The sequence below is a fragment of the Gardnerella sp. KA01001 genome, assembly GCF_049244025.1.
In the GTDB taxonomy this organism is placed as follows: Bacteria; Actinomycetota; Actinomycetes; order Actinomycetales; family Bifidobacteriaceae; genus Bifidobacterium; species Bifidobacterium swidsinskii.
In genome coordinates this window covers 939,050-956,150 of record NZ_CP058366.1, presented here as the reverse complement: position 1 = coordinate 956,150, position 17,101 = coordinate 939,050, and the positions used below count along the sequence as shown (strand labels likewise).

Here is a 17,101-nt window from a genome sequence, read left to right as displayed (position 1 = left end):
CGTTGCGTTTTATTTTTAATTTTAATTATATTTTTAGTTATATTTATTTTAGTTATACATACTAGCGATACACTGCATTGCGCAAGTCGTCACGCATATTTTTCGCAGCAACAGTTGCAGAATCACGCACAATATCAAGAATGTCATCGAGAGACATATGACCTTGATTTTTAGCGTAATCTTCAGACTTTTTCCAAGCACCAATAATACCGCGAGAAGAATTGACAATAGCACCTTCAGAGTTTGCATCAAACATTCCAGCAACATCTTGAGCAGTACCGCCTTGAGCACCATAGCCTGGAACCAAGAAGAAAGTGTGCGGCATAATCTCGCGCAAATGCTTGCCCTCCTGCGGATGCGTGGCACCTACAACTGCACCAACTCTTGAATAACCGTGCTTACCAATGCCTGAAGCACCCCAGTTCTCAATCAAATCAGCCATATGCTCATACACTGGCTTGCCATCTTGCAAAATAAGCTCCTGCAGCTCTTTGCTAGAAGGATTCGAAGTGCGAAGCAGCACAAAAATGCTTTTATCGTGCGCTACCGCTTCATCGATAAAAGGCTTCACGCCATCCGAACCCATATAAGGGTTTACTGTAAGCGAATCTTCATGCCAAACGTCAAGATTTTTAGAGCTTTTTAGAAGATTTTTAAGAGATTGAGGAAGCGCGTTACCAGTAGCATTTTCGTCTTCAAAATATGAAGAAAGATTAGCGAAACCGCTTAAATGAGCAGCATACTGACCAGCTGTAGAGCCAATATCTCCGCGCTTTGCGTCACCTATTACAACTAATCCTTGCGATTTTGCGTATTCGCAAGTCATTGCGTACGTGTCCATTCCAGCGGAACCTAGTGCTTCGTACATCGCAATTTGCGGCTTTACAGCCGGCACAAAATCTGCAACCGCGTCGATAATAGCGCGATTAAACTCAAAATAAGCTGTAGCTAAAAGCGTTGGCAGCGCATCCTCGCCTTCTACTTCTTGCAAAACTTCGTCCGCAAGAGAGCTAATAATTTCGGCTGGTACAATACCTGGCTTAGGGTCCAAGCCCACAACACTAGGATTTTGCTTGGCTGCAATCGCTTCAATAAGTTCGTCCATAATTTACTACCATTCCAAATTTATATTTAATCAATCACATTCTCGAGAAAGCAATTTCTGAACCAATAATCGTCGCAACAGGTCTGCCTGTAAGTTGCCATCCATCAAAAGGAGTGTTTCGAGCTTTTGAATGGAACGAATTTGCGTCAACCGCCCAATTTTCGCGCATATTAATCAGCACTAAATCAACGTTTTCAGGGTGCTCAGTAATACTTAAACGCAGCGTTCGCTTGTTTGCGCATCGCGAAGAAACGTTAAGCAAAGCCGCAATATCAGTAGGTCTTCTGCTCATCAATTGCATTGGATTTACTGCCATTAATTCGATTAAATGCTTATCGTCCGTATATCCTGCATCAACAAGCACTTTACGGCACACACCATACGCGCACTCAAGCCCAATAATTCCGTTAGGAGTGCTTGCAAAATCTCCTGACTTTTCTTCCGCAGTGTGAGGCGCGTGATCTGTTGCAATCATGTCAACTGTACCATCCGCAATAGCAGCGAGCGTTGCTTGCCTGTCTGCTTTTGAACGAAGAGGAGGATTCATCTTAGCCATCGCGCCATATCGCAAAACATCCTCATCACACAAAGCTAAATAGTGAGGCGCAGTTTCGCACGTAATCGGCAAACCCTCTTTCTTTGCCTTACGAATAGCTTCAAACGCAGCAGCAGTGCTCACATGCTGGAAATGCACATGTACGCCAGTTTCGCGGGAAGCATCAATATCTCGCTGAACAATTGCAAGCTCAGTAGAAGCTGGAATTCCACCAACACCAAGCATTTTTGCGATCGGACCCTCGTTCACAGCTCCCGTATCATGATGCTCACAATGCTCCACGAATGGCAAACCAGTTTGTTTTGCCATAGCTAACACATCTCGCAAAATCGGTTCAGGCACTGCAGCACCGTCGTCGCTTATAGCAGTAATCGGGTGCTTTTTCATAGGAGAAGTTTTTTCGTCATCGTCGATTCCAGCAACATACTTTTTCCAAAGCTCAATATTGCTTGGTTTTAAGCCTTTACGCCCCAATGATGCGCACACGCTCAAATCGTAGCGAACTGGCAATTTTACGCCGTAAATGCAACCATAGCGCTGCAAATAGTCAACTACATTATCTACATCAAATGGAGCATCTTCCCAAGGCTCGCCGTCAAGAGCTGGAACAGTATTTGGCATAATCAAAACTTGCGTATAACCGCCAGCCGCAGCAGCCTCACTGCCGGTCATCATTGTTTCTTTTGCTGTTTGACCTGGATCTCTAAAATGCACATGCGGATCTGCAAAGCCAGGAGCAACAACCCAATCGCTTGCGTCAATGTCGCCAGTAACGCGCGCATTCCGCTCTATAAGGGCATCCTGACGAACGCCATCAACAATAAGATCAATACGTTCGCCAGTATCCCACACAGAGATATTGCGCAAAGTTAAGGTGCCTGATTCGTTCATTTCACTCCTGGTTTTGCGTAATTTTTACAGTTATATAATAATATTATTAAATTTTTTATTTAGTTTCTGCTTCTTCGTCGCAATACATGCAGCGATACTCGTGCCTTACGGAATCAGCTTTGTAGAACTTGCGTTTAAGAGTTAGTTCGCTGTTTGTTATGCAACGAGGATTCGGGCAAGTAAGATCTTCAGGCACATTCACGTCCGTTACGTGCACGCGAGGATCCGCCAAAGAAATTCCGTGTGCGTCAACTGCTCGCAATTCGTCTTCTGGCACGTTTACAAAATCAGTTGGCTCGTAGCCGCAAAGCTCGTCTCCAAGAACGGAACTTTCCAAAGCCATACGCATAAGCATACCGTTTTTAACCTGCTCAAAGTATGCTGCGCGAGGATCATCATCAACGTCAAGAGCAATCTCGTTAATTCGAGGAAGCGGATGCAGCACAGGCATATGCGACTTTGCTTTTTGCAATTTTTCTTCAGTCAAAATGTACGTGTCACGAAGTCGCAAGTATTGCTCGCGATCCGTAAAACGTTCTTCTTGCACGCGAGTCATGTAAAGCACGTCAAGCTTGCCAATAACTTCCATCAAGTCGCGAGTTTCTTCATAAGTGCACGAAGGAGTGTCAATAATACGGTCGATTACGTACTGCGGAGTTTTAAGCTCATCCGGGCTAATCAGCACAAAATGAACGTTTCCAAAGCGGCACAAAGTTTCAATAAGCGAGTGAACCGTGCGGCCATATGTTAAGTCGCCGCACAAGCCGACAGTGAGATTATTAAGGCGGCCGAAACGCGCAAGAATCGTTGCCAAGTCTGCAAGAGTTTGAGTTGGATGCATGTGACCGCCGTCGCCAGCGTTAATAATAGGCGTGCTCACAGCTTGCGTTGCAACAAAAGCAGCACCCTCCTTTGGGTGACGCATTGCAACAACATCGACATAGTTAGACACGACTTTCAAAGTATCGTTTACAGTCTCACCTTTGCTCGCACTGGAAAGTTGCGCACCTGCAAAACCGATTACTTTTCCACCTAAACGCAGCATTGCTGTTTCGAAGCTTAAGCGGGTGCGCGTGCTCGGCTCATAAAAAAGAGTGGCCAACACTCTGCCATCGCAAGTGTGAGCCACTTCTTTACGGTGCGAATCAATGTATCGCGCTTTGTCTAAAAGCATTCGTATTTGCGCAGTTGAAATATCGTCTAATGTAACAACACTTTTGCCAGCTAGAGAATTTGCAATTGTACTGCGAGAAAAAGTTTGATGCAAAGAACTAGAAATTGCGTTCGTCATAATAAGTACCGCTCACCTTCCGTCAATTGGCAAACGGTCGCAACCACACGCGACCTACGTAATTTTACTGATTAGCGTTGACGAATCCCCCACCCCCGGAGTGGCGGAGAACTATAACTTATTATGCAACATTTAATAAGTACTTAATCCAATAAATCTATTTGTTCCAATACAGTTTGTTGATTACGTTTACCATAAGTAACCTTCAAAATATAAACTGTATTTTCTTCTAAAACAACTCTGTAATAAACAAGAAAATTCTTTACAATAATACGACGCACACCAAGTGAATTCCAAGGCTCATACTTAACTACAGGTGCAAACTGAGGAAAAAGAGACAGTCTTTCAATACTAGATTTAATAAAATTAATAATTCTTATGGAAGTTTTCTTAGAGATATTAGATGCAATATAGTCTCTTATATTTTTTAAATCATTTTCTGCATCCTGAGTAACAAGAATATCAAAGGAACTCATTACAAGCCCTTTTCTAACTCAGCAAAAACATCCGCATACGGACGCACTAAACCAGAAACTGACTGCTTATAACTATGCATAAGTTTTGCAGCAAAATCAGTAGATAATAATTCGTCATTTTCTTCTAAATTTTCACCACTGACTGCTTGTTTTATAGGCGCAGAAACATCAGCATAAAAAACTGAAGTGTTGGCTCTTTCTTTTACATTATTACTCATTACTGTATTTTTCATTAAAATCACCTCCCGTCCTGAAATTATAACCTAAAGAAGAGAATGCAACAATAAATGTGAAGCGACTAAAGATTGAGAAATTAGCGAGCGTAGAAAAGACGAGACATGATTTCACGGCACTGACGCATAGTTGCTAAAAGATCGTTTTCAAAAACGCGGCCCTGGTTCGGCTCGTAGCCAAGGTAAGTTGCAATTCCACCCAAAGAATACGAGTCAGTTGGAATAATATCTGCGCGAGCCATTGATCCAGACCACAAGAAGTTTGCGTTGCGCACTGCAGAACACATATGCCAGCAGCGGCTTAAAACTTCAGCATCCTCGTCGCTTATAAAATGCTCAGATTGCAATGCTTTCAACGCTTGCATAGTTCCAACTACTCGTAAAGATTCATGCTTTGAAGCATATTGCAATTGCATCAATTGCACAGTCCACTCAACATCGCTTAAACCGCCGCGACCAAGCTTCAAATGCCTGTCCCTACTAACTCCTCGAGGTAAACGCTCCGCTTCCATGCGAGCTTTAAGCTTACGAATTTCAGCAAGCTGAGATTCACTAAGAGGATTTGCAGCGTAACGCAATTCGTTTACAACTCCGTTAAGCAAAGCATCCGCCAACTCCTTAGAACCTGCAGCAAAACGCGCTCGCAACAACGCTTGATGCTCCCAAGTGCTAGCCCATTGACGATAATACTTTTCGCAAGATTCTAGCGAACGAACAAGCGGACCGTCTTTTCCTTCCGGACGCAAATCCAAATCGACCATGATTTTTGGTTCAAGTGTAAGAGGACCTTGCAAAATATTACGCAAAATATCTACAGTTTTTTGCGCAAAGCGGTGAGCTGCGTTTAAATCGCAATCTTCACCAACCGGCTTGTAAATTACCATAATATCTGCATCAGAACAGAAGTTTACTTCTTTACCACCGTAGCGACCTAAAGCAATAATAGCAATTTCAGCTTGAGGAGCATTCAAATTCATGACTGACACAGCTTCACGCATAGACCATTGCAAAGTCGCATCTAAAATAGCATCAAACACATCACTCATTGCAAGCATAGAAGTATCGTCATCAATAAGACCACACATCCAAGCTAAAGCTACTCGCTCAATTTCCTGCCGGCGAAGAGCGCGCAAAGACTGCGCAAAATCCGCAATATTACTTGCATAACGCGCAACCATTGCACTAGTTTGCATGTCAAGACTTGCCCTATCGCGCGCAGATAACGCTTCGTCGTCTCCAAGCCAAGTAATAGACTGCATAGACTGCATCATAGCGTCGCCAAGATAGCGCGAATCCGCCAAAACGTGGCAAAGACGCTGAGCTGCGGAAGGAGAATCACGCAAAAAACCAAGATACGTATTTTTTCCGCCAAAACGCTCCGCAAGACGCCGCCACGCAAGCAAACCCATATCCGGATTCTGCCCGTCGCCAAGCCACTTCAACACTGCCGGAAGCAAAATTCTATGAATTTTAGCAGCCCTAGAAAGCCCCTCTGTAAGCGCTTCAACATGCAACTGTGCTGCGCGAGCATCCGCAAAACCAATAGAAGCAAAGCGCGCGCGAGCAGCCTCCGGCGAAAGTACAATAGGATCCGCATCCGTTTGAGCGTTAATAGGAAGCATCGGACGGTAGTAAATATCCTTATGCAAGTGCCGAATTTCACGACGAGCTTTATCAAAACGCGCAACTAACTCTTCCGGACGAAGCCGCACAGCACGAGCAAGGCGGCAAATCTGCTCATTGTTGTTAAGCTGCTCTGTAGAAATTGTGCGCGCGCGATCCAAGCCGCCGTTTCCTTGCGCACCCAAATCTGGGAACAAATGCGTGCGATGCATACTCCACATTTGCTGACGATGCTCAAGAACACGCTCAAAACGGTAGTGTTCTGCCAATAGCGCCGCCTGAGACCTAGAGACGTAGCCACCTTGAGCCAACGCTTGCAAAGCGGAAATAGTATCCCTTACTCGAAGCGACTCATCCTCACTTCCGTGCACAAGCTGCAGCATTTGCACAGTAAACTCAACATCGCGCAAGCCGCCTTTACCAAGTTTCATATCCAAATCGCGTTGAGAAGCCGGAATAAGCGACTCCACACGCTGACGCATATGCTGGCAGTCAGCTACAAAATGCTCACGACCAGAAGCCTTCCAAATAAACGGCTCAACCATATCGCGATAAGCTTTTCCAAGATCCGTATCCCCTGCTGCAGGGCGCGACTTCAAAAGCGCCTGAAACTCCCAGCTACTCGCCCACTTTTCATAATATTCTCTATGAGAATCAAGCCTACGAACAAGAGGACCATCCTTACCTTCCGGGCGAAGCGCAGTATCAATCTGCCAAAGCGGAGGCTCCACAGAGCCCATAACCACCGACTGGCATACTTTTTGCAAAACCATTGCCATAGAAACACCAACGCGCAAAGCAGCATCCTGGTTCTGCTTGTTGCTTAAATCCGCAGGCTCCACAACATAAATCAAATCGATATCGGAAACGTAGTTAATTTCTTGCGCTCCAAGCTTGCCCATAGCAATAATCGCAAATCTGCATGCGGAAGAACCAGTAACCTGTCCTCGCGAAATAGACAACGCTGCCTCTAAAACAGCATCGGCAGCGTCGGAAAGCTTACGACTAATATCTGGCTGCACTTCAACAGGGTCAGCGCTCGCTAAATCAGCCGCCATAATTGCAGCAACATGCTCACGGTAGCGCGCACGAAGCGCAGAAACTGCTTGTGCAAAGCCGAGTGATGTTAAGTAAATTGTGTTAGAATCGCTGCTTTCAGAAGAAACAACTGTTGCAGTGTAAGCTTGTATTGCTTCGAGTAAGTCTTTTACGCGTTCTTCCCTAGTCATTGCAAAAAGATGATTCGGGTCATTTGCTGCAGCTTTTATAAGATTAGGTCTTGTGCGCATAAGCATTGCCAACGCGTTAGACGCACCTAATACTTGCATTAGGCTTGTTAATGAGTCAGATACTTGCGAATTTGAAGTTGAAATATTATTTATTATTTCGGGGTATGTTTCACTTAAATCTTGCAATGAAAGCAATGCAGAATCTGGATCTTCAACTGTGAGCGCGCTTCTTAGTAGTGTTTCAAACGATATTTTATTGCAGTTTTTGCATATTGCCATCATTGCGCAACGTGCGGCATCCGGGCGAGCAAAACCGGCTTTAATAAGGCTTCTTGAGGTGAGTGCGGAAGAGTTCGTGCTGCTTTCGTTGCAGTTGGTTTCAGTAGTTGCACTATCTGTTATGTTCGCACTTTCCATACCGCAACTTTACATTGTGGTGGTGTACAAGGCTGCGAAACTACCTGCTTTCGCGCTCATAGCGTGGCGAGTTTTAGGCATCATTCTTAACGTGGCGCAAGTTTTGGGGGATTTCTCTCCTCGCACGTCCCGTCCTTCAGTCGCTTTGGCTGTTAAAGACTCTCATGCATACTTTGTTCTCTACGAACGTTGCTCCATCAGTCCTCTTTTAGTGCTCGTAAAGAAATCCCCCAAACTCTGCGTGCTAATTCGTTAATAACCGTGTCTATCGCAGAGATTTTTCGATTTTTCTTCTTCGCTTGGCGAATCAGCAGCCTGCGGCTCTGCGCGACGACCTGCCGAAGCGCTTAAAGCGTAGCGCGCGAAGGTAACTCGGAGCGGAAACTCGCTTAAGTTGGAAGTCCAGTGGACTTCCAACGCGAGTTTCGTAGCAAGCGCGTTACCCGCGCGAGCATGTCTTCGCTCAGCACGGACGCTAATGTTCTTTAAGCAACAAATAGTCACCGTTTGCAAAGCACTGGCGCAAAGCTACAGGAACAGCATGTGCAGCGGCAGCGGATGAAAAAATCCCTCGCGGATTATCGGAAGATAACCTGCGAGGGATTTTAGTTACGCGATAGACTACTCGTTAGAGTGCTTACGACGGCGAGAAGCTACGCCAGCAGCACCAAGACCGGAGAAGATTGCAGCAAGACTTGCAAACAAGCCAGTTGCAGCACCCGTCTTAGCAAGACCACCAGCATTACCGGAAGCATTACGCAACGCAGCCTTAGCAGCCTTAAGATTCCTCAAAGCGGCATCAACCTGAGCCTGAGTAGCATTCTTATCAGCAAGCACACGCTTAGCCTCAGCCAAAGCCTTCACGTAAGCTCTAGCAGCAGCAGTATTCGCCTTAGACGCAGCAGAAGAATCTGCTTCAGAATTATTAACCTCGACTCGCAAAGCAGTCTTATCAACCGAAGCACTCTGAGAATCACTAGCATCAGCATCATAGCCGCTACCGCTTCCAACACCACTGCCTATGCCAAACGGGTGATTAATCTTATACTTAGCCGCCTGAAGCTTCTTCAAAGCCGCGTCAACCTCAGCCTGAGTAGCATTCGGATCCTTAAGCACACTGTTAGCCTCAGCCAAAGCCTTGTTATAGGCGTCAATATCCTCAGTCATTCCAATCATAAAGAATACAGAATCACGGAACTTAGCATCAGCATCTGCTTCTGTTTTCAGCTTGGAAGGATCAGTCTTGTAATCATCGGCAATCTTCTTCTTGGCGGCTTGGAGATCCTTCAGAGCATCGTCAAGTTGCTTTTGAGTTGGGACTTTAGTACCATCTGGAAGATCAGTCTTTGGCTTTCCAGTAGTGCGATCAAACTTATCAAGAAGATCCTTGGCAGCCTTGAGCTTCTTGTTATAGTCGTCAAGAGCTTTCTTAGCAGCGTCATCACCCTTAGCAGTCGCATTCTTGAACTCTGGAGTATTCTCGAACACGTCGGTTCTGGTGTCAGTATCTCCGCCCTTCGACTTATCAACTTCTTCTTGCAAGTCATGCGGACTGGTGACGTAGTTCTTAGTAATCTTATCTTTAATTTCCTTCAGATTCTTAAGAGCCTCGTCAACTTCTTGCTGAGTTGGGAGTTGCTTTCCAGCTGGAATGTTGGCTTTTGGATTGCCACTCTCGTCGAATAGATCAAGAAGTTCATTGGCTTTCGCTAAAGCGTCATTGTACGCTTGTATGTCTGCGTTATCCTTGCTGTCAGCACCCTTCTTGGCAAGAGCATTCTGATACTCGGTAGACTTTTCGAACTTCTCGGTGTCTGGCTTAGCTCCGCCGTCGTCCTTAAGCTCTTTCGTTTCTTTCTTAAGAGCGTCGACTTTGGTCTTGAAGTTGTCGTCGATATCCTTCTTGGCCTTCTTCAAAGCCGCAAGAGCATCATCAACCTGCTTCTGAGTTGGACGATCTTCTGGCTTTGCGTTTGGATCAGGATTCTTGACCTTTTCAATAAGCTCGTTTGCTTTAGCAAGCTTCTCGGCATAAGCTTTAAGCTTTTCCGTTGCAGTAGCGTCACCAGCGTTCTTCTTTTCAAGCGCGTTCTTGTACTCAACCGACGCCTCGAACGGAGGCGTTACAGGTTGACCCTGTGCGTCCTTATCGCCGACTTCGTTTTCAAGAAGCTTTGCATCAGTCTTGTAGTTGTTAGCAATCTTGTCTTGAGCTGCTTGCAGTTTCTTTAGCAAGTTGTTTACAGACTTCTGAGTTGCTGTCTTCTTCCAGTTATCATCATTAAGCTTCTGCTTGATTTGATTGAGAACATTCTCGAAGCCAGTGTCTTTGCCAGTTTCACCCAAGTCATTTGTAGCACCTGGATCACCAGCAGTCTTCTTAGCAAGAGCATTTTGATACTCAGGCGTCTTCTTGAAGCCATCATCTGCAAAGTCTTTGGCAGAAGTCAACGCTTCAAAATTCGTCTTGTAGTTGTCAGTAATTTGCTTCTTAGCTGCAGTAAGAGCATCGAACGCATCGTTAATCTGCTGTTGCGTTGGACGTTCGCTGTTCTTCTTGTTTGTATCCTTTGCATCACTTACTAACTTGCGAGCATTTGCAAGAGCATTCTTGTAAGCAGTAACGTCTGCATTTTCATTACCATCGCTTGTCTTAGCTTGAGCATTCTTGAACTCTGGAGTAGCTTCAAAGTCGCCTTCAGTAACAGCAGGAGCATGTTCAGCAGTAGACTTGTTAATTTCGTTCTCAAGATCAGTAGTAACTGTCTTGTAGTTATCCTCAAGCTTCTTACGAGCATCGTCAAGATTCTTCAAAGCCTCGTCAATTTCTTTCTGAGTTGGCTGGGCGTCTAATGGCGTCTTGCTATCAGGATCTGCTTTCTTCAGCAATTCCTGCGCCTTAAGCAGAGCTGCGTCATACGCCTTCTTGTCTGCGGCGGCCTGTTTGTTCTTGTTGTCATCCGGCTTGCCATCAGGAGTTAAGAAGTGAGGATCAGACGCATTGCGATACGCATCAGAGGTAAGCGTTCCTTCTTCTGGAGCAGGAACGTCTGCCTTGGTACCATGCTTCTTTACGCTCGCTTTGAGCTTGGCGACGTCGGTGTTGTACTTGTCAAGCTCGGCGCGAGCCTTGTCAAGAGCAGCCTTGGCGTCGTTAATTTCCTTTTGCGTAGCATCAGGCTTCTTGAGCAAGTCTTTGGCTTCGTTGAGTGCTTTGCCGTAGGCATCTGCTGCCGCTTTAGCAGCAGCGTTCTTGGCATCATCCGGTCCCGAGCCATCAGGCTTTTGGAAGCTTGGCTGCGACGCGTTCTTAAACGCAGGGCTTGGATGCGTATCCGAATCCTTGTTAATGGACTCAATCAGCTCGTCGGTCTTGGTCTTAAACTTATCCAGGCCTTTAACAGCATCATTAAGCTTTGCAAGAAGCTTTGTTACATCCCTATTCAAAGGCTGACCCTTAGCGTGGGACTGGATGCTCTTAAGATAGTCAGGGCTACTAGTATCTCCATCCTTTGCAGGAATATTATTTGTTGAGATTGGATCACTATCAGGCTTACCATCGACCGTATCTTGAGGCATCTTATCATTGAAGGCATCTTGCAAAGCCTTAAGAGCATCATCGTATGCTTTCTTTGCCTTCGCTTCCTCAGAACCTTCTGCACCAGCAGACGCGTTTAAATACGCCGGGCTCTTAGTAATAGCCAAGCTGTGAAGCAGCGCCGCCGAAATCTTGCTCGTGTCAGTTGCATACTTATCGATTGTCTTGCGCGCGTCAAGAAGTTGTTTCTTAATCTTATCAGCCTGCTCCTGCGTTACCGTGCTATTTGGCTTCTTAATCTCCTTAAGCAAGTCTTTTGCAGCGTGGTAAGCGTCGTTATAGGCTTTGAAGTCCTTAGCAGCTTGTTTAGCCTTCTCAACATCGGCAGGATCTTTGCTTTGTGACAAATCAAACGCATTGAAGTAGGCTGGCATTAGGTAGCCGCTTACATTATCTGCAATAGCTTCAGCTAAATCAGTTGTCTTTGTTTGATAAGCCTCAGCATGAAGTGCCTTTTCGGCATCTTCAAGCGCTTTCTTAGCGTCCTCAACGTCTTTCTTGGTGGCGTTTTTGTCTGCGAGAACATCCTTGGCTTTCTTTAGTGCTTTATCGTAGTCCTCAACAGCCTTTTTAGCGTTAGCGTCTGAGTCTTTCTTCGCGGCGGCGTTCGTGTAGAACACGCTCTTTTTGCCGTTAGCATTGTCTGGATCAGGATTATCGAAGCTATTTTGCACGGCAGCATCAAGAGGAGACTTGTCGGTTGCGTTCTTGTCGAGCGCAGCCTTAGCTTCCTTAAGCTTCTTGATAGCCTCGTTCACTTCCTTCTGGGAAGCGTTTGGATCCTTGGAGACCTTGTCTGCCTGTGCTACAGCGTCGTCGTATGCTTTACGCTCTGCAGGAGTAGAATTCTGGTAGGTTGGATCGGCAGTCTTAAGCTTCTCGTCACCTTGCTTAGACGCATCGCCTGTGTTCACCTTGCCGTGCTGAGCGATAGCATTATTCAACTCATCCTTGTTGGTGGTGAATTCGTTCAGCTTTTCGCGTGCAGCATCAAGCTTAGTCTTAGCGTCGTCAACAGCCTTCTGCGTGGCGTTCTTGTCTTCCTTTACCTTATTAGCTTCCTCAAGAGCCTTGTCGTAATCTGTCTTTGCCTTCTTAGCAGCTTCGTTTCTGTCCTTATCATCAGAACCGTCTGCCTTCTTGAAGTCAGGGTCGCTTACGTTCTTGAACTGGTTCGTTGCTTGTGTACCAGTTGCGGCAGTACTACCTTCAGCGGCCTTGCCGTTGGCTTCAATCGAGGCGTTCAGCCCGTCCTTGTTGGTGTCAGGACCATCAAGCTCGGCGCGTGCCTTATTAAGGTTAATCGTAGCGTTATCGATTTGCGCCTTCTGCTCTTCGGTAAGGTCTTTTTCTTGCTTGTCCTTAACAGTTGCAAGCAAGTCTGTTGCAGTCTTTAATGCCTTTTCATACGCATCTTTCTTATCAGCAGACGCGTTGTAATACTTCGACTGTGTTGGAACATCCTTGCCCTCAACGTTTTCGGTCTTGTGCTCGCCAATCGAATCCGAAAGGTCTTTCGTCTTATGATTCGTCTGCGGCACAAAGATAACGTTAATTGCCTTTGCTGTATTGCCTGGATTGCGGCCTTGCTCCAGATAAACATGCTTATAGTATGTCATTGCATACGGCTCAACAAACAGACGCGCCTTGAAAATCTTGCCCTTTTTAGCAGCCACCGTTACAGAGCCAGCCTCTGTATCCCATGAATACGAACCAGCATCTGATAAATTATCACCGAGGTCTACGTCAGAATTAGAAACTTTCTGATTCCCAGACCAGTATGGACCACCCATATTGCCAAGCGTAAGCTCGCCCGTTGGCTCGCCATTTTGCAGCGCATAGTGCATGTGCGACTTTTTCGCGTTATTCCCTGTACCTTCATAGGTAAGCTGCTCGCCGCCTGTAAGGTCGCGCAAACCAGCTTGCTTGTCTTTTGGCGTAGCTTTTAACAAACCAAGAATCTTTGTTGTATCAAATTCTTCTGCTTTAGTTGGATCGTAACGGTAGATAATAGTGGTTTTCTGATCATTACTCCAAGAAATACCTTCGTCGGTATCGCGACCATCAATCTTAGTCTTAGTCCAAGTAACGTCGTAATCCTTGCGGATGTCTGGAAGCTTGGTGAGCTTGCTCTCTTTTACATTAGATGTAAACTCAGCAACTGACTTGTCAGTCTTGATCTTAACGGTAATCTTGTTTTCCGCCTGACCATTAGAGATACCCTTATTAGCATCACCAGATGCAGTAAGATCGCCAGTAAGGTACGAAAGCGAAATCTGATCTGTGCTGGTAAGGCCAAGCTCTTTGTTGTCTTTGTTAGCTTCGAAAATAGCCTGCTTGATTCGGTCAAGTTCAGCATTTGAGTATCCAAGTGGGTTAGCCACAAAGACTGCTTTCTCGCCAGCTGGAACGACGACATCCTTCTCAGCAAGCTTCTTCAACACAAGGTCACTGAGTGCAATCTTAGGAGCGTCCTTAGCATCCACGCCAGCAAAGTTGATAGTGACTTCACCCTGGTCGTTAATGGTCACCTGATCTTGGCTTACGTGATTAAGGTGCGCAAGCTTGCGTTTAATTTCGGTTTTTACATCATCGGAAACCTTGGACAGGTCGTCCACAATCGGCTTTTCGATACGCGTATCGTAGCGCGCAACAGTAAGTGGAATAGCTTGCGACTTAAAGCCCAAATCCGTAACCATATAGGTGTTAAGCGTATTCGCGCCAGCTACGTAAGTCTTATCCGTTGCGCCTTGAGCTGAGGTTTCCTTATTAATAGCCTCAAATGCAGTCTTGTCGTAAGCACCATCAGCTTTTACGTTAATATTTTCTGTAAATTTATCAGAAAGCTGATTATTTACAGACTTCTTATCACTACGCGCTGTCTCAATATTGCCAGCGGCAGTAATTGCTGATTGAACCTTTTCAGGAGTAAGCTGCTCGTTATACTTAAGCACCACAGAGCCGGAAGTTTTTGGCGGCACAAGCGTTACAGCACGGAATACGTTTGTTTTATAAGCAACAGTTTCGTTATTATCTTTAGTTACGTACACGAAAATAGAGCGACTGGCTGTATACTTCTCAGCGCCTCCATTAAGGTTACCATCCCTAAAAAGAGTTGTCATCTTAAGGTCAGCAGAACCATCATTATTCGCAGTAAACTCATATTCGCCAGAATAAGCTTGGTGTTTACCTGAATTTTTCGAGTAAAAATCAATACCTCTCTCACTTTTCTCATTATTGAAACCATTCGTCTTAGCAGGGAAAATAGCGATACTGGTAATATTGCCATCTTTTGGCTTTGCAAAATGGAAAGTAATAGTATGCTTTTCACCATCTACGCTGTATGTATTGTCTGAGCTTCCCCAGCCATACACGTTCGGCATAGTGTCAGCGTTATTCTCGTCAATATCAATCTTGGTATTAGAGGTATCCGTTGTGTCTGGATTAATTTTATTAGGATCTTGACTTGCTGAACCATCAGAAGCGCGATCTTGATTTTCAGTTGCAGTCTCGTCGGTTGGCTGAGCATCAGGCAACGAGCGCTTACCACGAATCTTTACAACAGTCGATTTATTTTCAGTACCATCAGTATTTACAGTATTCTCGGATTTCTGCTCAGCCTGCTTATTGGTATTCTCAGCCTTATACCCAGCCTCTTTATTAGCTTCAGTCTGATTCTTATCGCCAGCTTCAGCCTTCTTACCAGTCCCAGCATTCTCACCAGCAGTCACAGGCGTCTGAGCTACATCCGGCTTAGTATCAGGAGTACCACTCACCTCCGCCGCCATTGCCGGAGTTGCACCAAAAGCGAACGACGCACCAGCTAACACGCCTGCAGCGCCAACCGTAAACGCCGCCACCTTGCGAGCATCCACAGCCTTCGCAATCGCGTTACTTACTGCAGCATCCAATGTAACCTTGCGTGCGTGCTTTCCGGAATTTGAATTTATCATAATGATATCTCCTTAATATCGATTCTCTCTGAATAAGTCTTTATGAATTTATTAGTGAAGAGCTTTATGTAGTAATCAAACGCTGATTGAACTACAATCAGATACATATAAAACTTCCACTCAGCTTTCAAAAGCACGAATCCCTTGTTGAGATTTATGTTCAATAATACCTAATATATGAATATTTTGCAATGTATCTGTTATGATGCATAGCCTACTACCCCCCCCCCGCGAGACTTTATTTCAACGTTTTCGGCAGGTTTTTGCAATCAAAATTAATATAGTAAATGTAAGCTAGATTACATTTTTAACGTCGATTCTAAACACATGTTTAGAATAAATTGCATTTATTTTGTGCATATATACATAGATATACATTTATATACACTCACACACTCTATGTTAAATTTCAATACTCACTGCCCTTCAGTCGTGTGGATATTAGTGTGGTAGAGATTTGAGATTTTTCGCACTGAGCGAGGACGCATGCACGTTTATGAAGTTTTGCAGTTGCGCTCTGCGCAGACGCTGATTCCTGTTGATTAGTGAACACTAACATCCGTGCTACTGCATGTGCCACTCCAAGCACTCTTCCCACCACAACAAAAAACAATTGTGAGTGAATTAACGTGTGAGTGATAGGAATTGCTTGGTCGAGCAATATAAAAGCGGAACGATAGTAATAATATTATTGACGAATACTATTTTTGCAGAAAAAGTAAGTAAAAAAACTAAACTTAACTACACAACCGCTAAGTCCAAATAAGGTATAAGAGCGTAGCGCTGCGAGACAAGTAATTCCTATCACTCACCTTTGCATAAAATAAAACCGCAAATAAAGAAATCCCCCAAAACTCGCAAACGCTACCACCTACCCAATCTTCGTAAAAAGCGGCTTCACATTCGCCCAAATCCTTCGCGCAATACCCGGATGATTCATGGTATACAAGTGAATGCCATCCACACCTTCAGCAATTAAATCGTTAATCTGCTGAGAAGCAAAAATACTGCCAGCATCGCGCAAGCAATCAGCATTACTCCCCCAACGATCCATCATTGCGGAAACTTGCGAAGTAATGCGAGACGCACACAAACTCGTCATGCGCTTAACTTGCGAAGCGTTCGCAACAGGCATCACTCCAGCCTCAATCGGCACATTAATGCCTGCCGCACGCGCCAAATCACGGAAGCGCAAAAAATCCTCGTTATCGTAAAAAAGTTGCGAAATTAAATGCGTAACACCCGCATCAACCTTGCGCTTCAAATTATCAATATCCGCTTGCAAACTTTCCGCTTCCGGATGCTTCTCCGGGTAGCAAGCACCCAAAATCGGCAAATCCGGGTGCTTTGAACGAATATAATAAACCAAGTCACTAGCGTGCTCAAAAACGCCTGCCGATTCCTGGCCCGCAATCACGTCGCCGCGCAAAGCCAAAACCCCGGAAACACCAGCATTATCAAACATTTCCAAAGCTTCATCAACAGCATCATAATCAAGGTATCGAGCAGTCAAATGAGCAACCGCGTCAATACCGTATTCGGAGCGAATAGTATTCGCAATACGCGCAGTAGCAGTGCGATCCTGCAGCTTTCCAGTGCCGTAAGTAACCGAAATAAAATCCGGGTCAAGGCCTTTCAACCCATCCAAAGTATCATAAATCGTACCAATAGGAGATGTGCGCTTAGGCGGGAAAACTTCCAGCGAAAACTTTGGTTTATATGGCATAAC

Annotated in this window: 8 protein-coding genes; all 8 read right to left on the bottom strand. The window is 45.2% G+C overall.

Annotation, left to right across the window (positions count from 1 at the left end):
* Nucleotides 1–61: 61 nt before the first annotated feature.
* Complete coding sequence (gene pyrF, locus HXT59_RS03840; protein ID WP_004108594.1) at nt 62–1,105, bottom strand: orotidine-5'-phosphate decarboxylase; 1,044 nt, start codon at nt 1,103–1,105, stop codon at nt 62–64.
* A gap of 34 nt (nt 1,106–1,139) precedes the next feature.
* Nucleotides 1,140–2,552 carry a dihydroorotase gene (locus tag HXT59_RS03835; protein ID WP_174182561.1) on the bottom strand — a complete coding sequence of 471 codons (1,413 nt, stop codon included), beginning with the start codon at nt 2,550–2,552 and terminating at the stop codon, nt 1,140–1,142.
* Between the two features lie 55 nt (nt 2,553–2,607).
* A complete protein-coding gene (gene pyrB / locus HXT59_RS03830; RefSeq protein WP_103013848.1) occupies nt 2,608–3,843 on the bottom strand; it encodes an aspartate carbamoyltransferase in 1,236 nt (411 codons plus the stop codon).
* 143 nt (nt 3,844–3,986) lie between these two features.
* Nucleotides 3,987–4,319 (bottom strand): type II toxin-antitoxin system mRNA interferase toxin, RelE/StbE family, encoded by a 333-nt coding sequence (locus tag HXT59_RS03825; protein ID WP_174182560.1) that lies wholly within the window; start codon nt 4,317–4,319, stop codon nt 3,987–3,989.
* Nucleotides 4,319–4,552 carry a hypothetical protein gene (locus HXT59_RS03820; protein WP_174182559.1) on the bottom strand — a complete coding sequence of 78 codons (234 nt, stop codon included), beginning with the start codon at nt 4,550–4,552 and terminating at the stop codon, nt 4,319–4,321. The genes HXT59_RS03825 and HXT59_RS03820 overlap by 1 nt, the downstream gene beginning before the upstream one ends.
* Nucleotides 4,553–4,632: 80 nt before the next feature.
* Complete coding sequence (locus HXT59_RS03815; RefSeq protein ID WP_415685161.1) at nt 4,633–7,821, bottom strand: bifunctional [glutamine synthetase] adenylyltransferase/[glutamine synthetase]-adenylyl-L-tyrosine phosphorylase; 3,189 nt, start codon at nt 7,819–7,821, stop codon at nt 4,633–4,635.
* Between the two features lie 621 nt (nt 7,822–8,442).
* Nucleotides 8,443–15,372 carry a peptidase gene (locus HXT59_RS03810; protein WP_421784144.1) on the bottom strand — a complete coding sequence of 2,310 codons (6,930 nt, stop codon included), beginning with the start codon at nt 15,370–15,372 and terminating at the stop codon, nt 8,443–8,445.
* Nucleotides 15,373–16,243: 871 nt separating this feature from the next.
* On the bottom strand, nt 16,244–17,098 hold the full coding sequence (metF, locus tag HXT59_RS03805; protein ID WP_004108239.1) for a methylenetetrahydrofolate reductase [NAD(P)H]: 855 nt from the start codon (nt 17,096–17,098) through the stop codon (nt 16,244–16,246).
* Between the last annotated feature and the right edge of the window lie 3 nt (nt 17,099–17,101).